Annotated in this window: 22 protein-coding genes; 11 read left to right on the forward strand and 11 right to left on the reverse strand. The window is 67.7% G+C overall.

Annotated elements, in window-relative coordinates; all coding sequences use genetic code 11:
* Positions 1–22: 22 nt before the first annotated feature.
* Entirely contained in the window at positions 23–1,138 is a 1,116-nt protein-coding gene (locus ABDC78_RS01490; protein WP_178359363.1) for a CoA transferase, read from the forward strand.
* The gene (locus tag ABDC78_RS01495; protein ID WP_178359364.1) at positions 1,132–2,436 is read left to right on the forward strand and encodes an amidohydrolase family protein; all 1,305 of its coding nucleotides are present in this window, start codon (positions 1,132–1,134) and stop codon (positions 2,434–2,436) included. Before ABDC78_RS01490 ends, ABDC78_RS01495 begins: the two co-directional genes overlap by 7 nt.
* A 586-nt stretch (positions 2,437–3,022) precedes the next feature.
* Here ABDC78_RS01495 and ABDC78_RS01500 read toward each other — a convergent pair.
* Positions 3,023–3,214 carry a hypothetical protein gene (locus tag ABDC78_RS01500; RefSeq protein ID WP_178359365.1) on the reverse strand — a complete coding sequence of 64 codons (192 nt, stop codon included), beginning with the start codon at positions 3,212–3,214 and terminating at the stop codon, positions 3,023–3,025.
* On the opposite strand from ABDC78_RS01500, the gene ABDC78_RS01505 reads away from it, so the two are divergent.
* Entirely contained in the window at positions 3,213–4,298 is a 1,086-nt protein-coding gene (locus ABDC78_RS01505) for a PE-PPE domain-containing protein (protein WP_178359366.1), read from the forward strand. The two genes, ABDC78_RS01500 and ABDC78_RS01505, sit on opposite strands and share 2 nt — an antisense overlap.
* 1 nt (position 4,299) lies before the next feature.
* Here the strand turns inward: ABDC78_RS01505 and ABDC78_RS01510 are convergent, their stop codons facing one another.
* Positions 4,300–5,211, reverse strand: coding sequence for an alpha/beta hydrolase (locus tag ABDC78_RS01510; RefSeq protein ID WP_178359367.1), 912 nt, complete (start codon positions 5,209–5,211; stop codon positions 4,300–4,302).
* Positions 5,212–5,227: 16 nt separating this feature from the next.
* Positions 5,228–7,399 carry an acyl-CoA dehydrogenase gene (locus ABDC78_RS01515; RefSeq protein ID WP_178359368.1) on the reverse strand — a complete coding sequence of 724 codons (2,172 nt, stop codon included), beginning with the start codon at positions 7,397–7,399 and terminating at the stop codon, positions 5,228–5,230.
* Positions 7,400–7,568: 169 nt separating this feature from the next.
* Between ABDC78_RS01515 and ABDC78_RS01520 the strand changes: the two genes are divergently transcribed.
* Together ABDC78_RS01520 and ABDC78_RS01525 are read left to right on the forward strand one after the other, a co-directional pair.
* Positions 7,569–8,792, forward strand: a complete 1,224-nt coding sequence (locus tag ABDC78_RS01520; protein ID WP_178359369.1) for an alpha/beta hydrolase — start codon at positions 7,569–7,571, stop codon at positions 8,790–8,792.
* A 25-nt stretch (positions 8,793–8,817) separates the two neighbouring features.
* The gene (locus ABDC78_RS01525) at positions 8,818–10,236 is read left to right on the forward strand and encodes a wax ester/triacylglycerol synthase family O-acyltransferase (RefSeq protein WP_178359370.1); all 1,419 of its coding nucleotides are present in this window, start codon (positions 8,818–8,820) and stop codon (positions 10,234–10,236) included.
* Positions 10,237–10,249: 13 nt separating this feature from the next.
* Here the strand turns inward: ABDC78_RS01525 and ABDC78_RS01530 are convergent, their stop codons facing one another.
* Together ABDC78_RS01530 and ABDC78_RS01535 are read right to left on the reverse strand one after the other, a co-directional pair.
* Positions 10,250–10,639 (reverse strand): type II toxin-antitoxin system VapC family toxin, encoded by a 390-nt coding sequence (locus ABDC78_RS01530; protein WP_178359371.1) that lies wholly within the window; start codon positions 10,637–10,639, stop codon positions 10,250–10,252.
* Entirely contained in the window at positions 10,636–10,875 is a 240-nt protein-coding gene (locus ABDC78_RS01535; protein ID WP_178359372.1) for a type II toxin-antitoxin system Phd/YefM family antitoxin, read from the reverse strand. Before ABDC78_RS01535 ends, ABDC78_RS01530 begins: the two co-directional genes overlap by 4 nt.
* A 48-nt stretch (positions 10,876–10,923) precedes the next feature.
* Between ABDC78_RS01535 and ABDC78_RS01540 the strand changes: the two genes are divergently transcribed.
* Positions 10,924–11,046, forward strand: coding sequence for a hypothetical protein (locus ABDC78_RS01540; RefSeq protein ID WP_256736120.1), 123 nt, complete (start codon positions 10,924–10,926; stop codon positions 11,044–11,046).
* Positions 11,047–11,073: 27 nt separating this feature from the next.
* Positions 11,074–11,796, forward strand: coding sequence for a flavodoxin family protein (locus tag ABDC78_RS01545; protein ID WP_178359373.1), 723 nt, complete (start codon positions 11,074–11,076; stop codon positions 11,794–11,796).
* A 7-nt stretch (positions 11,797–11,803) separates the two neighbouring features.
* Here ABDC78_RS01545 and ABDC78_RS01550 read toward each other — a convergent pair whose 3' ends face one another.
* From ABDC78_RS01550 to ABDC78_RS01560, 3 genes are read right to left on the reverse strand one after another with little or no spacing between them, the layout of a single operon-like run.
* Entirely contained in the window at positions 11,804–13,060 is a 1,257-nt protein-coding gene (locus tag ABDC78_RS01550) for an alpha/beta hydrolase (RefSeq protein WP_178359374.1), read from the reverse strand.
* Between the two features lie 7 nt (positions 13,061–13,067).
* The gene (gene fadD12 / locus ABDC78_RS01555; protein ID WP_178359375.1) at positions 13,068–14,702 is read right to left on the reverse strand and encodes an acyl-CoA ligase FadD12; all 1,635 of its coding nucleotides are present in this window, start codon (positions 14,700–14,702) and stop codon (positions 13,068–13,070) included.
* Between the two features lie 4 nt (positions 14,703–14,706).
* Positions 14,707–15,516 (reverse strand): 1-acyl-sn-glycerol-3-phosphate acyltransferase, encoded by an 810-nt coding sequence (locus tag ABDC78_RS01560; RefSeq protein WP_178359376.1) that lies wholly within the window; start codon positions 15,514–15,516, stop codon positions 14,707–14,709.
* A 147-nt stretch (positions 15,517–15,663) separates the two neighbouring features.
* On the opposite strand from ABDC78_RS01560, the gene ABDC78_RS01565 reads away from it, so the two are divergent.
* Positions 15,664–16,491, forward strand: a complete 828-nt coding sequence (locus ABDC78_RS01565; RefSeq protein ID WP_178359377.1) for an arylamine N-acetyltransferase — start codon at positions 15,664–15,666, stop codon at positions 16,489–16,491.
* 18 nt (positions 16,492–16,509) lie between these two features.
* Here the strand turns inward: ABDC78_RS01565 and ABDC78_RS01570 are convergent, their stop codons facing one another.
* Positions 16,510–18,030 (reverse strand): hypothetical protein, encoded by a 1,521-nt coding sequence (locus ABDC78_RS01570; RefSeq protein ID WP_178359378.1) that lies wholly within the window; start codon positions 18,028–18,030, stop codon positions 16,510–16,512.
* Positions 18,031–18,244: 214 nt separating this feature from the next.
* Here ABDC78_RS01570 and ABDC78_RS01575 point away from each other — a divergent pair, with 214 nt between their 5' ends.
* The 3 genes from ABDC78_RS01575 (at position 18,245) to ABDC78_RS01585 (ending at position 21,608) form a co-directional block, all read left to right on the forward strand.
* Positions 18,245–19,174 (forward strand): helix-turn-helix domain-containing protein, encoded by a 930-nt coding sequence (locus ABDC78_RS01575; RefSeq protein ID WP_178359379.1) that lies wholly within the window; start codon positions 18,245–18,247, stop codon positions 19,172–19,174.
* A gap of 1 nt (position 19,175) precedes the next feature.
* Complete coding sequence (locus ABDC78_RS01580) at positions 19,176–19,697, forward strand: dihydrofolate reductase family protein (RefSeq protein ID WP_178359380.1); 522 nt, start codon at positions 19,176–19,178, stop codon at positions 19,695–19,697.
* A 75-nt stretch (positions 19,698–19,772) separates the two neighbouring features.
* Positions 19,773–21,608 (forward strand): acyl-CoA dehydrogenase, encoded by a 1,836-nt coding sequence (locus tag ABDC78_RS01585; protein WP_178359381.1) that lies wholly within the window; start codon positions 19,773–19,775, stop codon positions 21,606–21,608.
* A 63-nt stretch (positions 21,609–21,671) separates the two neighbouring features.
* Here ABDC78_RS01585 and ABDC78_RS01590 read toward each other — a convergent pair whose 3' ends face one another.
* Together ABDC78_RS01590 and ABDC78_RS01595 are read right to left on the reverse strand one after the other, a co-directional pair.
* Positions 21,672–21,920: a hypothetical protein gene (locus tag ABDC78_RS01590; protein ID WP_178359382.1), complete on the reverse strand. Its 249-nt coding sequence runs from the start codon at positions 21,918–21,920 to the stop codon at positions 21,672–21,674.
* A gap of 106 nt (positions 21,921–22,026) precedes the next feature.
* Positions 22,027–23,199, reverse strand: a complete 1,173-nt coding sequence (locus ABDC78_RS01595) for a phosphotransferase (RefSeq protein ID WP_178359383.1) — start codon at positions 23,197–23,199, stop codon at positions 22,027–22,029.
* Positions 23,200–23,268: the final 69 nt, after the last annotated feature.

Raw genomic sequence — 23,268 nt, forward strand, 5'->3', positions numbered from 1 at the left:
CGTCGTCACCGACAATGGTGTGGTGACGCCCGTGGCCGTTCCCACCGCAGTGCTCGCGCAGGCATGTGAATCTGCCCGGGCCCTGGGGTCACTGGCGGGGATCGACGTCGACGCCGAGGAGTTGCTCGGCGGCCGCGCGGTCCTGCTCGGCCTCGAGAGCCACGGCCGGGTGTCGGCGGGCGGGGCGTCCCGACTGATGGCCGGAGGCGGCGACTGGTGTGCGCTGACCCTGTCCCGGCCCGACGACATCGGCGCCGTGCCCGCCCTGATCGAATCCGACGAGATCGCCGATGATCCGTGGCCGATGATCGAGCGGCGGGTGCGCACCGTCGGGGCGTCGGCCTTTGCCGAACGGGCCCGACTGCTCGGACTGCCCGCCGGTGTGCTCGGCGAAACCGTCACTGCCGCAACGGTTATGCGACACCTGGGTGGTCGGGCCGTCCCGGCACCCCTGTCTGATCTGCTGGTCGCCGACCTGTCGTCGATGTGGGCAGGCCCGCTGTGCGCGCAGTTGCTGGCCCGTGCCGGGGCGACGGTCGTCAAAGTCGAAAGTGCCGCCCGCCCCGACGGAACCCGAACCGGTCCGGCGACGTTCTTCGACTGGATCAACGGCGGAAAGCTCTCCTACAGAGCCGATTTTGCTGCTCTCGACGGTCTGATACGACTGCTGGCCGCAGCCGACGTGGTGATCGAGTCCTCGCGTCCCGCAGCGCTGGCACGGCGCGGTCTCGGCCCTACCGACGTCCCCGCCCGGGACGGCCGGATCTGGCTGCGCATCACCGGACACGGCGCCGAGGGACAGCGCGCCGACTGGGTGGCGTTCGGCGACGACGCGGCGGTGTCGGGGGGACTCGTCGCCGGCGCGTCGAACGCACCGGTGTTCTGCGGGGACGCGATCGCCGACCCGCTGACGGGCATTCATGCGGCACACGCCCTGATGGAGTCGCGGGCCCGAGGTGGAGGCGAGATCGTCGAGATCGCGATGTCGGCCGTGGCCGCAGCGTACGCCCAGCTGGACCGCGGAGACCAAAAGGCCTGCACCACAGCGCCGTTGACGAACTATCGGGCTTCGCCACTCGGATCGGACAACGTCCTGGTGGACCGCCTGGTGGCGCAACGGAACGTCGCCTCATGTTGATCCGGCGGGCGAGGCTGCTCGACGGGACGGCGACCGACATCCGTGTCGGCGACCGGGTCGCCGAGGTGGCCGACGGTCTGACTCCGAAGCGCGGTGAGGCCGTCTACGACGCCGCCGGTGGCACCGTGATTCCCGGACTGCACGATCACCACGTGCACCTGCGGGCGGCCGCCGCAGCTCTGCACTCGGTCCGGGTGGGCCCTGACGAAGTCCGCGGCAGACAGGACCTCGCCCGGGTACTCGCCGGCGCCGGCGTCGGAGAGGACGGCTGGATCCGCGCCGTCGGGTATCACGAGTCGGCGGCCGGACTGCTGGACCGTGGCGTGCTCGACGAGGTGTGCCCCACCGTTCCGCTGCGGGTGCAGCACCGCAGCGGAGTGCAGTGGACGCTGAACTCGGCCGGGCTGACGCGCCTCGGTCTGGGCGACCATCCCGACGGTCGGCTGCGCAGCGCCGACGGCAGCTGGTCGTCGACGCTGCTGCGCGGCGAACCGAGCCTGGCGGAGATCGGCGCGCGGTTGAGTCGGCACGGGGTCACCGGCGTCACCGACGCCACCCCCGATCTAGAGGGCCGCGACGTCGAAGGTCTGCAGGATGCGCACCGGCGGGGCGAGCTGCGACAGAGGGTGCACTTCCTGGCGCCCGGGAAGCGGATCCTGCACGACGACGACCTCGACCTCGAGGGTCTGATCCGATGGATCAGTGACAGGCATGCCGCGGGCGGGCCGGTCGCGCTGCACTGTGTGACGGCCGCGCAACTGGTGGTGACGTTGGAGGCGCTGCGCTGCGCCGGCCGCCACCCCCTCGACCGCATCGAGCACGCGGCCGTGGTGCCCGACGCCAACCTGTCCGACCTCGCGGCCAGCGGAGCGACGGTGGTCACCCAGCCGAACTTCGTCGCCGAGCGCGGCGACCAGTACCGGGTCGACGTCCCCGCGGGCGAACACCACGAGCTGTGGCGGGTGGCGTCACTGCGGCGGGCGGGCGTGCCCGTCGCCCTGTCGACGGATGCACCCTTCGGTGAGGCCGACCCCTGGGCCGCGATGCGGGCCGCTGTGCACCGCCGCAGCGCGTCGGGCGCGATACTCGGTGAGGCCGAATGTGTCTCCGCGCGTGAGGCATTGACGATGTTCCTCGGCGAGGCGGACCGCCCCGCAGTGCCCCGCGGTGTGGAAGCCGGTGCACCCGGTGACCTCTGTGTCCTGTCGGCCGCACCGACCGAGACGCTGGGTGAACTGGACGCGGCCATGGTGGCGGCCACCATCATTGCCGGTGAGTTGGTCTTCGAGAGGCCCTGAGCCCGTTCACGTGCTGGCCTTGGACACCCGCGACGGACGCATCGGCAAAACTGTCTGTAGCCGCGAGCCATGCCCGCCACGACGGCACCACCCGGGGGCGTCTATCGGTATGGCAAACCACGGCAACCGTCCGGGCTCGTCCCGGTGGATGAGTTCTGAGACCTGGCCGTTCGGGAGCGCCGGACGCTGGATGTCTTCGCCATGGCGGATACCAGAGGATGAAAAACTCCGGCCGGTGTGGCGGTGATCATCCAGTTGATATGGGCATTTTCTTGGCTATCTGTTCAGGATCGGCACCTCCCCGTCCTCCCGGCACCCCGGTGCGGCCCATGGTCGCGGGCGAGCGACGACCGGCTGTGGTGTGAATGCGGGTGCCGCGTCGCCGGGGAATGCGGCAGTTCGTCAGCTCGACACGACTCAGTAGTCAGCAACACGCGATGGGGCTTTCAGTATCGTGAGATGTGAGTCACAATGAGGGGTGACCGGTCGACAACCAGCAAACTGCGCTCCCAGTTTGTCGTCCGTCGGAGCGTCGGGGGAAGACTTCGTTAGGGGAATCAACAATGGGTAGCTCGTCACAGTTGTCTCAGGACTTCTCGGACCGGGATCTGTCCCGGTCCGCCAACCAGTCGCGCAGATTCAAGCGGGGAGCGATCGAGCTGGCCGTGTGCGGGGCTCTGCTGCCGCTCGTCGCCGTGCCGACCGCAGGTGCTGCTGCGGTGCCCCCGGTGCCGAGTCCTGCCACCGTGTTGACCATCTTTCCCTGGGAAGGGTCCATGGAAGATGAGCTTCAAGGGTCGCTGTGCCAATCGCCCAACAACTGCGTCCCGATCGATCAGTTCCTCTGGGACCCGAATGGCATCGCGACCATCGAGACAACCATCGACACCACGCCCGGCACCAAGGTCGTGTTCTCCTACAGCGAGGGGGCTCGGTCGGTGGCGGACTGGATGCAGGAGCATGCCGACGACCCCGATGCCCCCTCGCCGGATGAGTTGTCGTTCGTCGTGATCGGCAATCCCACTCGAGCCTATGGTGGCTCCGACCGTCAGGTGATGCCGGAAACCCAATACCAGGTGATCGACATATCGCGCCAGTACGACACCGCCTCCGACTTCCCCGACAATCCGTTCAACTTGCTGGCCCTGCTCAACTCTTTGGCCGCGTTCACGGTCATCCACACCGATTACGAGGACGTGGACATGCACGATCCGGCCAACATCGTGTGGAAGGAGGGGAACACGACCTACGTCTTCGTGCCGACCGAGAACCTGCCGCTGCTCGAGCCGCTGCGTCGACTGGGGCTCACGGACTTGGCCGACGCCCTCAACGGACCGCTGAAAGAAATCGTGGAACGAGGCTACGACCGGTCGTATCTGCCGACGGACGAGGACGAACCGCCGAGCGTCGCCGTGCTGTCTGCCCCGCTGGGTTCCGACCAGGCGGAGCCTGATGCCGTGCGCGCAAGCCGGACGCCGGAGACAGCTGACCCTGCTTCATCTTCGGCCGAACCGAAGTCCGGACAGCAGGATGTTGACCGCAACAACACGGGCGCAACCGATACGGTCGCCGCGACGTCACCATCGGATGCGACCGACGACGCGGATGTTGAAGCGCCGCCCACCTCCGGGTCTCGCGAAAGCGACGAGAACCGTGACGATGCGGACGAGACGGCTGAGGCGACTGCCGCGTCCGACACCGAGCAGGAATCGGAAGCGGCCAGCAGTCGCAAGAGGGTGCGTGTCGGTGCGGACACGGACGACGCGACGGCAAAGGGTGAAGACCGGGATGGGTCGTCGTCCGGCGCCGACAGCGACGGAGCCGCCGATAGCGATAAAGCCGCCGACAGTGACAGCGACTGAACTACGCCGCCGGCGGCGCGTAAGCCGTTCGCAGCAGAGCACACTGACTGGCAAAAAACGATTGTGAGACACTGGCTTTCGGTGCGATCCCGTCGAACCCGTGGAATGCGCCGTCGACCACCATGACCTCGCACGGCACGCCCGCGGCACGCAGTCGCTCGGCGTAGGCCAGATCCTCGTCGTGGAACAGGTCCAGTGTCCCGACACCGATCCACGCCGGCGGCAGTCCGGCCAGATCCTGGCGGCGGGCGGGGACGGCGACGTTGGGATCGGCATCGCCCAGATAGGCCCGCCAACCGAACCGGTTGCTCGACTGGTTCCACAGCCGGTGGCCGGGATTGTCCAGACCGGCGCGCTGCACGGTACGGTCGTCGATCATCGGATAGACGAGAATCTGTGCGGCAACGTCGATCTCGCCGCGGTCGCGGGTGAGCAGCGCGAGCGTGGCCGCCAACCCGCCGCCCGCGCTGGCCCCGCCGATCGCCACCCGGTCCGGGTCCACAGACGGGAGCGCGCGCAGCCAGTTCAGCGCCGAATAGCAGTCCTCGACGGGCGCCGGATACGGATGTTCGGGAGCCAGTCGGTAGTCGACCGAGACCACGGTGGCGCCGAGTTCCCGGGCGAACCTGCCGCACAGCACGTCGTCCTGGGCGGCGTCGCCGATCACGTAGCCGCCGCCGTGGATCCACAGCAGCGCCGGACCCGGAGTGGCCGCGCCCACGGGACGGTACAGCCGGACCCCGACGCCTGATGGCAGCGTCAGAACCTCTGGCGCATCGGGGCCCTCGGGATCACGCCCCCACATGAGCCGGCCGGCGGCACGCATCAACGGCAACGTCAGGGGCGTGATGATCTGCTTCGGCAGCAGTCGGGCGCTGCGTTTCAGCTCGGGATGGAACTCGATGCTGTGCACCCGACCAGTATGCGCATCACTTCAGCAGCGGATCGCGCGGTAGCCCCAGAATTCTCTCGGCGATCGTGTTGCGGGTGATCTCGGAGGTTCCGCCGGCGATCGTCATCGCGCGGTTGCCGAGATAGCTGAGCGTCAGCTGCGGGGTCTGCCCGACGACCGCGGCGGTGCCGGCGAGCTCGAAGGCCAGCTCAGTGAGGTGCTGCCCGGATTCGGCGACCAGCAGCTTGGTCACGTTGCCCTCGGGCCCCGGCTCGGCACCCGCGATCGCCCGGGTGGCGCGCCGCAGGTTGAGCAGTCGCAACGAATGGATCTCGGCGATCACCTCACCGGCGCGTCGGACATACCTGTCGGAGGTTGCGGGCGAGCTGTCCAGCAGCTCGACCAGCTGGTCAGGGGTGGTACCACCGATGGCGCCCGATCCGCCGCCGATGGAGATGCGTTCGTTGCCCAACGTCGCGCGGGCCACCAGCCAGCCCTTGTTCACGTCGCCGACGACATCGGAGTCCGGCACGAACACGTCGTCGAAGAACACTTCGTTGAAGTGGGCGTCGCCGGTGATCCCGCGCAGCGGATTGACTTTCACCCCTTCGGATTTCATGTCGATCGCCATCATCGTCACGCCGGCGTGCTTCTGGGCGTCGAAGTCGGTGCGCACGGTGGCCAGCCCCCACTGGCACATGTGGGCCAGGCTCGTCCAGACTTTCTGACCGGTGACCCGCCAGCCGCCGTCGACCTTCTTCGCCGACGTGCGCACCGCCGCGGCGTCAGATCCGGCCCCGGGCTCGGAGAACAGCTGGCACCACATCACCTGGCCCCGCAGCACCGGCTCCACCCAGCGCTCGCGCTGATCGGCCGTGCCCGCCTGGGCGATGGTCAGCGCCACCCAGCCGGTGATCCCCATGTCGGGACGACGGATGTCGGCGAACTCCTCCTCGATCGCGAGTTGTTCGAGGACGTCGGCGCCCCGTCCCCACGGCTTGGGCCAGTGCGGGACCAGGTAACCGGACTCGACGAGGAAGTCCCGCTGCTGGTCGGCGGGCAGCGCCCGGACCTCGGCGGCCGCCGCACCAGCCTGGGTGCGGTACTCCCCGGACTCCGGGGGCAGCGTGAACGACGCACCCAGTGCTCGTCCGCTGCGCTGTCCCTCGACGACGTCGAGCAGCGGGTCGGCACCGTCGGCCATCAGCGCCGCGAGCATGCGGGCTCGGCGCAGATACAGATGGGCGTCGTGCTCCCAGGTGTAGCCGATGCCCCCGTGTAGCTGAATGTTGTTCTGCGCGTTGAACACCTGGGCCCTGATCGCATGTGAGGCAGCCACCGCGGCGGGGAACCAGGCGCTGTCGAGATCGTCGGCGCGGGCCGCGTCCCAGGTGGCCGCAGTGGCGACCTCGGCGTCGACGAGCATGTTGGCCGCGTGGTGCTTGACCGCCTGGAAGGTGCCGATGGTGCGGCCGAACTGTTCTCGCACCTTGGCGTACTCGACGGCCATCTCGAGTGCCGCCCAGCTGACCCCGACCGCCTCGGCCGAAGCCAGGATGCGAAATACCGTCCTGGCGTTGCGGGCCGCGCCGCGCAGCACGCGGTCGGCGGGCACGGTGACCTCGCGCAATGCCACCGACCCGGTGCTGCGTGTGGTGTCCAGCGGCTCGAGCGCGGTGACGGTGACCCCCTCGGCGCCGACGTCGACGACCACCACGTCATCGCCCGCTGCCAGGACCAGGACGTCGGCATCGGGTGCGCCCAGCACCGCGGAACTCTCCCCGGTGACGACCAGGTCAGAACTCACCGACAGCGATCCCGAGACACCCAGCGCCCCCACGGTCTCACCTGTGGCGAGGGCGGGAAGTAGTTGGGTGCGAACGGATTCCGGAGCGCAGCGGTCGATGACCACCGCTGCGGACACGCTGGGCAGGAACGGGCCCGGGCACAGTTGGCGGCCCTGGCACTCGAGCACCACCGCCAGCTCGGCCAGCCCGAATCCCGAGCCGCCGAAGTCCTCGCCGATGGCCAGCCCGATCCATCCGAGTTCTGTTGCCGCCGACCAGATCTCGGATGGATGTGACGACCCGCCCTCGAGCGATGCTCGAGCCGTGGCCAGGGTTCGCAACCGGGTGAGCTGGCCGGACACCGCCTCGGCGAGATCCTGGTGGTCGTCGGAGATGGCAAGCGCTGACGCGGTGGTGCCCATGGGTGAGCCTCTGTCCTCGGGTTTTGACGGTCGTCAAATCAAGCTATCGCGCGTCCACCTCCGCAGGTCAAATGTGAGCCACATCACAGATGTATGACGCTTTCGGGCTGAGTAGACAACTTCGCTCAGATTGTCGTTTCGTTTCCGGTCAGCGGGGTACGCTCGCGCAATGACGGAACGACCGGATATCCGGTATCCCGGCCCGACCCTCACCACCCGCCTGCAATGGTTGCTGAAAGCCGGTCCTTCCGACCACCTGCTGGCCATGAGCGTCGCTTCCGCGTCGCTCCCGGTGATCGGAAAGCACCTCGAACCACTGGGCGCGCTGACTGCGGGGCTCATCTGGGGGGCTCGGCATGCGCCCGATTTCCTCGGTGCCACCGCCAGATCGCTGTTCACTCCCAGCGACGCCGAACTCAAGCGCCAGGAACGCGAAAGCACCAATGCGGTCTCCGAGGCTGCCCTGCGCGGGGTCGTCTCCGCCAAGGATCTCGAGATCGAATGGCCGGAGCCCGAGAGCACCCCGCCGGTGTGGAAGATGCGCGAACATCGCCGCAACGTGCACCGGACCTCGGTGCGGTACGGACCTCGTCCGACGCAGTTGCTCGACGTCTGGCGCCGCGACGACCTGCCCGCCGAGCCCGCGCCGGTGATGATCTTCCTGCCGGGGGGCGCCTGGGTGCACGGCAGCCGCTTCCTGCAGGGCTACGCGCTGATGTCGCATCTGGCCGAGCAGGGCTGGGTGTGTCTGTCCATCGACTACCGCGTCGCGCCGCACAACCCCTGGCCGGCCCACATCATGGACGTCAAGGCCGCGATCGCCTGGGCACGGGCCAACGTCGACAAGTTCGGCGGTGACCGCAACTTCGTGACCGTGGCGGGCACCTCGGCCGGCGGGCATCTCGCAGCGCTGGCAGGGCTGACGGCCAACGATCCCGAACTCCAGGGTGAACTGCCCGAAGGGTCGGACACGTCGGTCGACGCCGTGGTCGGTATCTACGGGCGCTACGACTGGGAAGACAAGTCCACCGTCGAGCGGGTCCGGTTCGTCGACTTCCTCGAGCGGGTCGTCGTCGGCCGCAAGATCGCCAAGCATCCCGATGTGTTCCGCAATGCCTCGCCGATCGCGCGGGTGCATCCCGAGGCGCCGCCGTTCCTGGTCATGCACGGTACCGGTGACAGTGTCATCCCGGTGGCGCAGGCGCGCAGTTTCGTCGACCGTCTCAAAGAGGTCTCGCGGTCGGTGGTGGGCTACGTCGAACTGCCCGGAGCAGGGCACGGTTTCGACATGATCGACGGGGCTCGAACAGGATCTGCCGCGACGGCAATCGGCTTGTTCCTCAACCATATTCACCGAAACAGAAGTCTCATCGGGGCCAAAGAGGTTATATAGACGCCTCCGGGCAGGAGGGGTTGGCGTGAAGAGGCTTCGTGGGTGGGACGCTGTGCTGTTGTACAGCGAAACCCCCAATGTTCACATGCACACGTTGAAGTTGGCGGTGATCCAACTCGACGATCTCGGTGGCGCGAAGTTCGGCGTCGAGGAACTGCGCAAGGTCATCCACAGTCGGCTGCACAAGCTCGAACCGTTCCGTTTCGAGCTGATCGACATCCCGTTCAAGTTCCACCACCCCATGTGGCGGGAGAACGCCGAGGTCGACCTCGAGTACCACGTTCGGCCCTACCGGGTCGACGCGCCCGGCGGTCGCCGGCAACTCGATGAAGCGGTGGGCCGGATCGCCAGCACCCCGCTGGATCGGAGCCGTCCGCTGTGGGAGATGTATCTGATCGAGGGCCTGGCCGACGGACGGATCGCGGTGCTCGGCAAGATCCACCACGCCCTGGCCGACGGTGTCGCCTCGGCGAACCTGCTCGCTCGCGGTATGGATCTGCAGGACGGTCCCGCGGCGGATCGTGATTCCTACGCCACCGATCCGGCTCCGTCCAAAGGCGAACTGGTGCGTACCGCGTTCACCGATCACCTACGCCAGATCGGCAAATTCCCCTCGGTCGTGCGCTACACCGCCCAGGGGGTGAGCCGGGTGCGGAAGAGCCCGCACAAACTGTCGCCCGAGCTGACGAGACCGTTCACGCCGCCACCGTCGTTCATGAACCACATGGTCGACTCCACGCGGCGGTACGCCACTGCCACCCTGTCGCTGGACGACGTCAAGAAGACCGGCAAACACCTGGGCGTCACCATCAACGACATGGTGCTGTCGCTGTCGGCCGGCGCTTTACGAAAACTGTTGCTGCGGTACGACAATCGTGCAGACCATCCGTTGCTGGCCTCGGTTCCGGTGAGCTTCGACTTCTCGGCGGACCGCATCTTCGGCAATTACTTCACCGGGGTGCTGGTCAGCCTTCCCGTCGACGTCGAGGATCCCTTGGAGCGGGTGCGCGCCGCCCACGACGCCGCCGCGGCCGGCAAGGAGAGCAACAACCTGCTCGGGCCGGAACTGGTCAGCCGGTGGTCGGCGTACTTCCCGCCCGCACCGGCCGAGGCGATGTTCCGCTGGTTGTCGAACAAGGACGGCCAGAACAAGGTGATGAACCTGCCGATCTCCAACGTGCCGGGACCCAGGGAACGCGCCCGTGTCGGTGGCGCGCTGGTCACCGAGATCTACTCGGTCGGACCGTTGACGGCGGGCAGCGGACTCAACATCACGGTGTGGAGCTATGTCGACCAGTTGAACATCTCGGTGCTCTCCGACGGCAGGACGCTCGAGGATCCGCACGAGCTGACCGACGCGATGGTCGATGCCTTCATCGAGATCCGTGCTGCCGCAGGGCTTCCCGAGGAGTTGACGATCGTCGAGACCGCCATGGCGCCGTAGGGGCTCGCTCGGGTCAGGTCTGCAGGGTCGGGGTCATGGCGGCCTCGAGGATCTTCTCGTCGCGGGTCGCGAGGGTGAGACTGCGCCGCACCGCCTGCGCGACGATCACCCGGTCGAACGGGTCCTTGTGCTCCCAGCGGAGCCGGCCCGCGAGGATGGCATCCGCGGACTCGATGGGCAGCTCGGTGGTGTTCATGTCGGAGAGGACGTCGGTCCACGCCGACAAGAGTGCTTCGCCGTCGAGGCGGCCGAGCCGTGACTTGATAGCGATTTCCCAGGCCGACGCCGCCGTGACCCACAGGCTTGTGTTCGGGTCGGCGAGTACCGCCAAGGCCGCCGTGTCCACTTCGGACGGTGTGCTCACCAGCCACAGCAGCGTGTGCGTGTCCAAGAGGACGTTCACGAGTCGGCACCCTCCCAACGCGCGAGCTCCGATGCCGGTAGGGGAGCGTCGAAATCTCGGGGAACGACCAGATGTGGCAACTGGCCGAATGTGCGCGGCACAGGCTGGACTGGCACCAACTTGGCGACCGGGCGGCCATGATTCGTGATTGTCACCGCTTGCCCCGTGCGTTCGACTTCGGCAAGTAGCGCGTTGAGGTGGTTCTTGGCCTCGGTGCTTGTCACGATCGATTCCACGCAATCGAGGTTACTCCCATTCACGCTAGTCGAGCTAGCGTGATTAGCGTGAGGACTTCGGTCGGGTACCGCAGCACGCCGGTCCGACGGCCCAGGGTGGCAGTCCGCACCGCGACGCTGCCCTACCTGGGGAAACCGTTGGCTTCGCTACCGTTGATGCCGCACAAGTGAACAACTGCCGCCGGACAAGGAGTCGCCATGACCACACCGCCCACCGCTCCCGATTTCACAGGGCTCAAGGCCATGTACATCAACTGCACGTTGAAACGATCGCCGGAGTTGAGCAACACACAGGGACTGGTGGACCGCAGTGTGGCGCTGATGCGCAAGAACGGAGTCGAGGTCGACCAGATCCGTGCGGTCGATCACGACATCGCCGTGGGTGTCCGGCCGGATATGACGGAGTACGGCTGGGCCACCGACGAGTGGCCCGCCCTGCTGCAGCGGGTGCTGGCGGCGGACATTCTTGTTCTGGCCGGGCCGGTGTGGCTCGGCGACAACAGCTCGGTGATGCGTCATGTGATCGAGCGACTGTACGGCTACTCCGGTGTCCTCAACGACAAGGGTCAGTACGCGTACTACGGCCGAGTCGGCGGGTGTCTGCTCACCGGAAACGAAGACGGTGTGAAGCACTGCGCGATGAGCATCCTCTACAGCCTCCAGCACCTCGGGTACACGGTGCCGCCACAGGCGGATGCGGGTTGGATGGGCGAGGCGGGTCCGGGTCCGTCGTATCTGGACGAAGGATCAGGCGGGCCGGAGAACGACTTCGTCAATCGAAATACCACGTTCTTGACGTACAACGTGATGCACATGGCCAAGATTCTCAAGGGTGCGGGCGGGTTCCCCGCGTACGGAAATCAGCGCTCAGAATGGGAAGCCGGCTGCGACTTCGGATACGACAACCCCGAGTATCGCTGACGACCAATCAGCCGGCCGCCGCTTCGACCGGGGCGACCTTGCGCTCGGTCTGCACCCAGTACAGGAACTCCTCGACGGCCTGGGCGGTGTAGTGCGCCCGCGGCGACCCGTAGTAGAAGTCGAAAGCGTGCTGTGCGTGCGGGATCTCGGCGTACACCACCGGCGACGTCGACACCTCACGCAGCGCTTCGGCGAACTCGCGGCCCTCGGGCACCGGGATGATCGAATCGTCCTGGCCGTGCAGAATGAAAAACGGTGGGGCGTCGGCTCGCAGTCGGTGGCTGGGTGAGGCGTCGACGTAGACCTGCCGGTTGGCGGCGAACGGCTTCTTGACCACGAACTTCTGCAGGAAGCCGATGAATTCCTTGCGGCCGCTGCCCTTCCCGGACACCCAGTCGTAGCGTCCGTAGATGGGGACGGCCGCCACCACGGAGGTGTCGGCGTCTTCGAAGCCCGGCTGGTACTGGGGGTCGTCGGCGGTGAGCGCAGCCAGCGCCGACAGGTGCCCGCCCGCGGAACCCCCGGTGATCGCCACGAAGTCGGGGTCCCCGCCGTACTCGGCGATGTGCTCCTTGATCCAGGCCAGCGCGCGCTTGACGTCCACGATGTGATCGGGCCAGGTGTTGCGGGGGCTGACCCGGTAGTCGATGGACACACAGATCCACCCGTGCTCGGCGAGATGGCTGAGCAGCGGGTAGGCCTGCGGTTTGCGCATGCCGATCGACCACGCGCCGCCCGGAACCTGCAGCAGCACAGGTGCTTTGCCGTCACGGGGCAGGTCGGACCGACGCCAGATGTCGGCCTGGTTGGTGGCTCGGTGCGGCCCGTACTGAATGGTGCCGGCCTTCTCGACGTAGCGGCGCCTGACCAGTTCGTTGGGCCACACCCCGACGACGCGGCGCCGCGCGGGCCTCGCCTTTTCGGCGATGGCCTGGTAATCCTCGCCGAGCGCATCCCGCAGCGGGTTCTCGAAATGCGGTTGTGCGGCCACGTTGCGGCGGTGGATCAGGTACAGCAGACCCCATGTGACGCCGGTCAGCAGCAGCGCAACACGTCCGCGCCGTCCGCGGAAATCACCGCGGATGCCGCGGCGTATCGCGTCGAGCATCGAACCCGCCATGTACAGCGGCGACATCTCCGACGTCGGCCACCCGAACGCGAACACCGGGATCGTCGGATAACCCTCGCGGGCCAGCGGTTGCACGCCGTTGGCGGCGTTCGCCAACTCGACGAGGGCGCGCAGCAGTGGTCGTCGTTTAGCCATTACGTCTCTATGCCCTTCCGGCCCGGTCCTGTAACTCCCTACGGGAGATCTTGCCGGTGATGCTGCGGGGGAGTTCGTCGAGGACCGTGATGGCACGCGGCACCTTGTAGCCCGCCAGGTTCTCGCGGACGTGTTCTTTGAGCGCATCCGGCGTCGCCGACGCGTCGGCAGTGAGCACGACGAACGCCTCCAGACGCTGCCCGAACTTCTTGTCGTCGACGCCCAGCACGGTGGCTTCGGCCACGTCCGGGTGGGCGGCCAACGTCTTCTCCACCTCGATCGGATAGACGTTCTCGCCGCCGGAGACGATCATCTCGTCATCACGGCCGACCACGAACAACCGGCCGGCACCGTCGACATAGCCGACATCACCCGAGGACATGAAGCCCTCGTGGAAGTCTTTGGTGGTGCCGGAGGTGTAGCCGTCGAACTGAGTGGAGTTGCGGACATAGATCCCGCCCACCTCACCGGCGGGCACCTCGTTCAGGTCGCCGTCGAGGATTCGGATCTCGGTGCCCTCCGCAGGTTTCCCAGCGGTGTCGGGGGCGGCCCGCAGATCTCCAGGGGTGGCGGTGGCGATCATGCCGGCTTCGGTGGCGTTGTAGTTGTTGTAGATGACATCGCCGAAGCGGTCCATGAACGAGATCACCACATCGGGGCGCATCCGCGAACCCGACGCGGACGCGAAGCGCAACGAGCGGCCGCTGTACTTGTCGAGAACGTCGTCGGGCAGGTCCATGATGCGGTCGAACATCACCGGTACGACACACAGGCCGGTGGCTCGGTGCCGGTCGACGAGGTCCAGGGTGGCCTCCGGGTCGAACTTGCGGCGGGTGATGATCGTGCACGCCATCGACGCCGCGAACGCGAGCTGCGAGAAACCCCAGGCGTGGAACATCGGCGCGACGATGACGACGGGTTGCTCAGCGCGCCAAGGGGTTCGGTCCAGGATGGCCTTGAGCACGCTGGGGTCGCCGCCGGAGTGGCTTGCGCCCTTCGGCGTTCCGGTGGTCCCCGAGGTCAGCAGGATCGTCCGGCTCTTCTGGGCGGCGCGTTTCGGCGTCTCGCCGTCGTGGGCGGTGATCATCTGCTCGACGGTCAACGGATGCTCCGGGCTGTCCGTCCACGCGACGATGCGGGTGGTGTCGGGGCGCTCGGCCAGCGCCCGGTCCACCGTCTCGGTGAACTCCTCGTCGTAGACGACGGCCACCGCCTTGCCGTCGCCCTCGCGCTGCAGTACCTCGGCCAGGGCGGGTCCGGCGAAGGAGGTGTTCAGCAGCAGCACGTCGGCGCCGATCCGGTTGGCGGCGATCAGCGCGTCGACGAATCCACGGTGGTTGCGGGCCATCAGCCCGAGGACCTCGGGTTGACCGCCGGGCAGTGACTGCAGCGCAGCGGCCAGCGCGTCGGCGCGGGTGTCGATCTGCCGCCAGGTCAGGGTGCCGAGTTCGTCGACCAGGCCGGCCCGGTCACCGCAGCGTTGGGAGGCGCCGGCGAATCCCGAGGTGATGGCCATGTTCTCGCGCTGCATCGCCGCGCCGATACGCAGGTACTTGTCGGGCCGCATCGGCGCGATGATGCCGGCGCGCACCATCGTCGACAGCAGACCCAGCGGTTTGGTCAGCGGATCGGTGAGTGCCATGTGCTCAGCCCAGCACCGGGATGCGGCGCTCCTTGGCCAACTCGTCGAGCGCGCGCTGCATCACCCGCCGGACATGGGCATCGACCTCGTCGATGTCGGGGTCCTCGCCGAACTCCTCGGTGATGTGGATCGGCGGCAGTGCCTTCATGGTGATCTTGGCCGGCAGCGGCACGTTGACCGGCAGGACCACGGACAGGCCGAACGGGAACCCGAACGAGACCGGCACGATCTTGGCGCGGAACAGTCGGGCGATGGGGCCCAGTGCCTTGGCCACGTCGGTGCCCCGGGTCAGGAACAGCTGGCTTTCCTGACCGCCGATCCCGACCGTCGGCACGATCGGAACTCCAGCGTTGAGCGCGGCCTTGACGTAACCGGTGCGCCCGTCGAAGTCGATCTTGTTGGCGCTCAACGACGGCCGGTAGACGTCGTAGTCCCCGCCGGGAAACACGACGACGACGCCGCCGGACCGCAACGCCTCGTCGGCGTTCTTGTGGTTCGCGGGGATGAAGCCGGCCTTCTTGAAGAACGCCCCGGTGGGTCCGACCATCAGCATGTCGTGGCTGAGCGTGTACACCGGCCGGTCGAAGCCGAACTCCTCGTAGAAGCCGCTCGCGAACACCGGGACGTCCATCGGGAACAGGCCGCCGGAGTGGTTGGCCACCACCAGGGCCCCGCCTGCCGGGAACGTGTCCAGGCCACGCACCTCCGCGCGGTGCCAGCCTTTGAGGAACGGTTTGAGCAGGCCCATCACCCGCTCGGTGAGCACCGGATCCCACTTCGTGATCTCGGACGGGTCGATATCGGTCGAGCTCACGACGGCCCCCTGCACAACTGACGTAGCGGATTGGAACGTGTTCTAGTTTTTCGAGTGTACCCAGTGCTCTGGGACCGAACGATCCAGCACTGTCGGCGACTCCGTCAAGCTTGACCTGAAGCGAGGTTGAGGTCAGACGATGTCTGCATGGCCATTGACCTGACCGCCTACTTCGCCCGCATCGGCCACGCCGGCGGAGCTGAGCCCACCCTCGAGACCCTGCGTGAGGTGATGGCCGCGCACAACAGGTCCATCCCATTCGAGAATCTCGACCCGCTGATGGGCGTACCGGTTGCCGATCTGTCCCCAGACGCCCTCACCGACAAGTTGGTGCACCGGCGACGCGGCGGCTACTGCTACGAGCACAACGGGCTGCTGGGCTACGTCCTGGAGGAGTTGGGCTACGACGTGGCCCGCCTGGCGGGGCGCGTGGTCTGGATGCACGCCGACGACACGCTCCCCGCGCAGACCCACCAGGTGCTGTCGGTCCGACTGCCCGACGGGGACGTCCCCTACCTGGTCGACGTCGGCTTCGGCGGCCAGACGATGACATCGCCGATCCGGCTCGTCGCCGGCCCGGTACAGCAGACCCGCCACGAGCCGTACCGGTTGCTCGAGCACGCCGAGGGCTTCGAACTGCAGGCCGAGGTCCGCGACGCATGGCAGCCGCTCTACCTGCTCAGCCCGCACCCCCGGCCGCGCATCGATCTCGAGGTGGGCAGTTGGTACGTGTCCACCCATCCCGCGTCGGGCTTCGTCGTCGGCTTGTCGGCTGCCCTGGTGACCGACGACGCGCGGTGGAACCTGCGGGGCCGCCACCTCGCCGTACACCGTGCCGCCGGGACGGAGAAGACGCGGTTGGACACCGCCGCGGAGGTGCTCGACGTTCTTGCCGGGCGGTTCGGCATCGACCTGTCGGATCTCGGTGATCCCGCCGATGTCGAGGCCCGGGTGGGCGAGGTCCTCGACACCTGAGCGGGCAGGAGTCGCCGTTCAGAGCCACCACCAGTCGTTGTCGGTGGCGTCCTCGATGCCGCTGAGGACCGCGTTGGTCAGACCGGCGTCGATGGTGCCGAGGAAACTCCAGGCGAGGTCTTTGCACTCGTCGCCTACGTCGGCCCAGTCGCCCCGCCAGATCGCGGCGCCCAGTCGTGCCCCGTCGACGGCGACGCTCACCAGGCTCATCGCGTTGCCGATGAACGGCACGCCGCCGACGATGGTGGTGAAGGCCTCCCAGCGATCCTCGTTGTCGGAATCCCACGGCGTCGGATCGATCTCCGGATCGGTGCCCGGCCCTCCGCCGCTTCCGGGGCCCGTGCCGGGGCCGGTGCCAGGACCTGTTCCCGGGCCGGTACCGGGGCCGGTGCCCGGGCCGGGTTCGGGCTCGGGTTCGACCTTCGGCGCGGGACTGGGCGCGGGCATTGTCTGCGGAAGAGCTGAGATAGCCTGCGGAACAGCATCTTTGGCGAAAACGTACACGATATTCATGTAGGAGATCCCGGTGATCCCGTCCCGCACCAGATAACTCATGTCGCCAACCGTCAGCGGCTTGGCGGCAACTGCAAGGAAATCATCTGTTTGCGGCGCCTCGATGCTCGCGTCAGCCGCGAATGCGACGAGGTAGTACCGGTACTTCGCCGCCTCGACCGGATCGCCGAACCCGGGATAAGGGGGTGAGGGCAGGGTTGTGAGGCGAATGCCGACCGGTTGTTCGGTGTTCGGGTCGAAGACGACCGGTGTCCAGACGCCGTGGTTCGGGGTGTCGCCCAAAGCTGGCTGGAAAAGATCGAGTCCTCCAAGTAACAACACATCAAGATAGGTGAGGCCGGGTTCAGCGGCTCCAAGAGCCATGGGTGCCATCGACGGCGCGGCGTCGAGCGCTGCGGCGTCGGCCGAAGCGGGCGGGTCCTGCGCGATCGCGGGCATCGCCGCGGGATCCGGTTCCGGTCCGGAGACGACCGCGTTCACCGCCTGGACCTCCAGGGGCGGTGTTCCGGCGGAACCATCGCCGGTGATGTCGGCCGGGTCGGCCTCGGGTGCTGGTGCGCCAGTGGCTCGGACGCTCATGGCGTCGTCCTCGCCGGTCTGTTCGTCGGCTGCGTCGTCCTCGGCCTGATCGTCGACGACGGTGTCCTCGTCGGTGGCTTCTTCGTCCCCATCGTCTTGTGCCCGATCGTGTTCGGACTGATCGTCATCGGCGTGAGTTTCGTCGTCGATCGTGTCGCTGGGGCTTGTCTCGTCCGCCTTATGTGCCTTACGACTGTCGTCGGCGTCGCTGCTCGCCTCAGAGCCAGACGTGCTCGACGCTGTGCTCGAGGACGACGTGTCGGAGCCGGCCGAACCGGTGTCTGCGGACGCGACGCCGCCTCCGGTCAGGACCGCGGCGCCGACCCCCAACGTGAACGCGCCCGCACCCAGCCACGCATAGGGTGCGATCCGCCGGCGGTGGCGTCCGGTTCCGCGCCGGCGTCCGGAGTAGCGGCCGTCCGTGACGGTCGAGCAATGACTTCCCATGAGATCCCCCTTGATATGACCTGAGGGCCCGCGAGGCGGAAGCCAGGCGTAGCAATCGGATCTGAGGCTAGGAGCCGTAGCCGCGTGAGGAATCGGGGAAACCCCCAACGTTGACCCCGGTTTCGGCCTCGAATCCCGGGGTGCCACGCGGCATCGGCAGCACAGCAGGAAAAGTCATGTCCCTCGCGGGAACGGCAGACGATACTCGGACACCGTGACCGATCCACCCCGCCGCGACCGGCTCCGTGAGTTGCTCGACGCGGTCACCGACGCCGCCAACAGCGATGTGGGCGACATGGCACGCAGCAGCTATGCCTCCGAGTTCCACTTCTCGCGTGAGGTCCGCAGGCTGACCGGGGAGTCCCCGGCGGCGCTGCGCCGCCGCGTCATGCTGGAGCGGGCGGCCTGGCGCCTGCAGCGAGGCGAGCCGGTGTCCGCGGTGGCGGCCGAGGAGGGCTGGTCGTCGGCGGAGGTGTTCTCCCGGGCGTTCCGCCGCACGTACGGGCTGCCGCCCTCACAAGCCGGCGACGTGCACTTCCGGTTACCCGCGCCCAACGGCCTGCACTTCCACCCGCCGCAGTCGTTGTGGCTGGACAGCACACCGGATGAGGCGGTCGCAGCTGGTGCGCTGGATGTCTCGCTGCTGATGGTGGCTCACGATCTCGACGACACCGCCCATCTGCTCATGCAGGCGGCGCAGCTGACCCCCCAGCAGTGGGTTGCCGAAGTCGCACCCGGGCAGTCGGTCCTGGAATGGGATGGGCCCGAACCCAGTGTCGGGGCGGTGCTGGGCGCCCTGGTGTGGACCAAGGAGGTCTGGCTGGCGACGATCGCGGGTGACGACTTCCCGGCACGCACTGCGACCCAGCCCGACCTCGTCGACGCCGACGAGCTCGCCGGTCACCACGACGAGATCGCGAAGCGTTGGCGGGCAATGGTTTCCGAGTACACAGCGGCCGGCCGGCTCGGCGACACCGTGATCGATGCGCTGTGCGACCCGCCGGAGTCCTTCCAGCTGTACGGGATCGTCGCGCACGTACTCACCTATGCGGCACATCGCCGCGAACTGGCGCGCGTCATGCTCGCCGGCCACGGCGTGCCCACCCGCCGCGGCGACCCGCTGGACTGGATGAGAGGAAACTGACATGGCATGCGTCTACTACACCGCGTCCAGCCTGGACGGCTACATCGTCGACGAGAATGCCAGCCTGGACTGGCTGACCTCCCGTGACATCGATTCCGACGGGCCGTTCGCCATCGAGCCGTTCCTGGAAACCATTGGCGCACTGGTGATGGGGGCCGACACCTACGAGTGGATCGTGGCCAACCATCCGGGCGAGTGGATGTATCCGCAGCCGTCCTGGGTGGTGACGCACCGGGCCGGGATCGTCGCCGACGGGCACCCGGTGCGCACGTTCGACGGTGATGTCACCGACCTCCACCCGGCGCTCGTCTCCGCCGCGGACGGCAAGGACATATGGGTGGTCGGGGGCGGGAACCTCGCCGGGCAGTACGCCGCGGCCGGACTGATCGACGACATGATCGTGTCCTTCGCTCCGTGCACGCTGGGTGCCGGATCGCCCGTGTTGCCGATTCGGTCGGAGTGGACGCTGGTCGAGTCCGCGCGCAACGCCGACTTCGTCTGTGCCCGCTGGCATCGGGCCTGACGGGCGCCGTCCTGTCGTAGGCTGTCAGCAAACTCTCCACAGCGGTGACACCTCGAGTGGGACGGAAGGCGCAGCATGGGCCACTACAAGAGCAATGTCCGCGACCTCGAGTTCAACCTGTTCGAGATGCTCGCCCTGGAGAAAGTGCTGGCGGCGGGCACGTTCGGTGATCTCGACAGCGATTCGGTGCGCCAGATGCTCGCCGAGGCCTCGAAGCTGGCCGAGGGACCTCTGGCGGAGGCCTTCGCCGAGACCGACCGCAAGCCGCCGACGTTCGATCCGGCCACTCACGTCGTCAGCATCCCCGAGCCGTTCAAGAAGGTGTACCGGGCCTGGCATGACGGGGACTGGTTCCGCGTCGGGATGGCCGAGGACATCGGCGGGGTGCCCGCGCCGTCGATGGTGGAGTGGGCGATCAACGAGTTCGTCCTCGGTGCTCAGCCTGCGGTGTTCCTGTATTCGGCCGGTCCGAAGATGGCCGACATCATCAACGCCATCGGCAACGAGCGGCAGCGCCACTGGGCGTCGTTGATGATCGAGCGCGCCTGGGGCGCGACGATGGTGCTCACCGAACCCGATGCCGGATCCGATGTGGGCGCGGGCCGTACCAAGGCGATCCCGCAGCCTGACGGCACCTGGCACCTCGACGGGGTCAAGCGGTTCATCACCAACGGTGACACCGACGACATGTTCGAGAACATCGTGCACGTGGTGCTGGCACGGCCGGAGGGTGCGGGCCCGGGAACCAAGGGCCTCAGCCTGTTCCTGGTACCGAAGTACCACTTCGATCCGGAGACCGGCGCACCCGGCGAGCGCAACGGTGTCTTCGTCACCGGCCTCGAGCACAAGATGGGGCTGAAGGCCTCCGCCACGTGCGAACTCACGTTCGGCCAGCACGGCACCCCGGCGGTCGGGTGGCTCGTCGACGACACCCACAACGGCATCGCCCAGATGTTCAAGGTCATCGAGTACGCGCGAATGATGGTGGGGACCAAAGCGATCGCCACACTCTCGACCGGGTACCTCAACGCGCTGGACTATGCGAAGACCCGGGTCCAGGGTGCGGACATGACCCAGATGACCGACAAGGCCGCGCCGCGGGTCTCGATCATCCACCACCCGGACGTGCGCCGGGCACTGCTCACCCAGAAGGCCTACGCCGAGGGGCTGCGCGCGCTGTATCTCTACACCGCAGCGCACCAGGACCCGGTGGCCGCCGACATCGTCTCCGGTGCGGACGCCGCGATGGCCGGCCGGATCAACGACCTGCTGCTGCCGATCGTCAAGGGTGTCGGCTCGGAGCGCGCCTACCAGTGCCTGACCGAGTCGCTGCAGACCCTCGGCGGCTCGGGGTTCCTGCAGGACTACCCGATCGAGCAGTACATCCGCGACGCCAAGATCGACTCGCTCTACGAAGGCACCACGGCAATCCAGGCCCAGGATTTCTTCTTCCGCAAGATCGCCAGGGACCAGGGCGGTGCGCTGATGCACGTCGTGACCCAGATACGTCAGTTCCTCGACAACGGCGCGGCCCGTTCGGAATTGGCCGAAGCGCGCACTCTGTTGGCGACAGCCGTCGCCGATGTGCAGCAGATGGTCGCAGCGATGACCAAGTTCCTGGTCGACTCGCAGTCCAACCCCCGCGAGCTGTACCGGCTCGGCCTGGAATCCGTCCCGTTCCTGCTCGCGGTCGGTGACCTGATCCTCGGCTGGCTGCTTCTGCAGCAGGCCGAGGTGGCGCTGGCGGCCCTGGACGGCGACATCAGCGACCGCGACGCCCATTTCTACCGCGGGAAGGTGGCGACGGCGACGTTCTTCGCCAAGAACGTCCTGCCCAGGCTGACCGCGCAGAGCGCGATCCTGCAGGCGGTCGACCTCGCTGCCATGGAGATGTCCGAAGACGCATTCTGACCGGCCCCTGCACAGGCCGACGCCCACACCGGGGGGACAGTGTGGGCGTCGGGTCGGGGCAGGCTAGTCCCAGGTGTCGTCCCAGCTGTCATCCCACGAGTTGTCCCAGGTGTCGTCCCACGAGTCGTCCATTGCGGTGACGAACTCGTCGGGACTGTCGAGGACCCAATCGAACGTCGGTGCTGCGACGCCGCTGTGCACCGCGGGGGGTGCGGCCGGCGTCGCGGCGCCGGCGGCGCCGGCACCGACCAGGCCGAGCCCGGTCATCGCGGCTCCGACGGTGACGACTTTCCAAACGGGTGGACGGGTCATGATGATTCCTTCCTTGATTGATGTGCGTGGCGAAGGGTCTTCGGTGACCCACGTTCAGCATCGCGACCCCAGATGAGTCCACCGGGAGTGGCGAATGAGTGATCTCTCATCCGGTCAGCCATCGACGGGCCAGCGTCAGGCGGGCGGCGGTCTGCGTTGGCCAGTGGGGATGCTGGACGCGGAACGGTCCGGTCGCCAGGCCGAGCAACACGGCCGAGACCCGCGCGCGTAGCCGGGAGGCATCGGTGCGGCGCTCCGCGTGCTGCTGAATAGCGGCGCAATACTGTTGTGCCGAAACACTTCTCGAGGTAGCCAGGTGGCCGATCAGGGTGGCCCACTCGTCGTCGCGCTGACCTGCGCCTGCCGTATCGACATCGAGCAGGCCGGTGATGGTGCCGCCGGCGGCGAGCAGTTGTCCCCCGTGGAAGTCGCCGTGGACCGCGACCGGGGCGCTCTCCCCGACGTCCACATCCTGCAGGTCCTGCGCCAGAGAGTATGCGGCGCAGCGCAATTCGTAACTTCCGGTGTGGGCGATCACGGCCGCGAAGTCGGAGACCTGCGCCAGCGGTGAAACACTGTGGGGTAGAGCGGCAACCGCGGGGGGCAGGTCGTCGAGCAGGTGCTCCAGCGCCTCCGTCGAAGGTGGTTCCGCACCCGCGGCGATCAGCGCGCGGACCGGGCTGCCCGGAGCCACCGGCAAGATCACCGCACCGGTCGAGGTGTGGCCGAGCACCGGCATCACGGGTGTCTGCGGACTCATCAGACGGTGGCGCTCGAGCAGACCGTCCAGCGCTGCGGGTCGCACCACCTTGACGAACCAGCGCTGCCCATCCGGGGCCGACACCTCGACCACCGCTCGCCGTCCGGGCCGGTAGGCGCGGAGCGCAACGGTCACCGATGTCGCCGTCGTCAGGCCGTGTCGACGCAGTTGCGCGCAGACCCGCGCGGGATCGGCGGCCATCGCCAGCGCCGGCAGCGCCGGGTCGTGCGGGAACCGCCAGATGCCGATCTGCACCGGCTCGCCGCCATGCTCGCCGGCCACCACCGTCGCGCCATGGGGGATGCGGTCGCCGGTGGCTGCCACCAGCGTGTCGGTGCCGCACCGTCCGTCGCTGTGGGTGAGCGCCGCGGTGTAGCGCACCACCGCTGCGCCGTTCGGCCGGACGTGCACGCCGCGGGCCCGCACCGCACGCAGTGCGGAACCGTGCTCAGCGACCGCCGCCGACAGGATCGCACCGGCCTGCGGTCCGAGCAGGACGGACAGCGCATCGATCGCCATCCGTCCAGCGTGCGGGCGGCAGGGGTGCTAGCGATGAGACGTGGGTGAGAAGACTCTCATCAAGTCGGC

It is taken from the genome of Mycobacterium sp. DL, assembly GCF_039729195.1.
GTDB classification, from domain to species: Bacteria; Actinomycetota; Actinomycetes; order Mycobacteriales; family Mycobacteriaceae; genus Mycobacterium; species Mycobacterium hippocampi_A.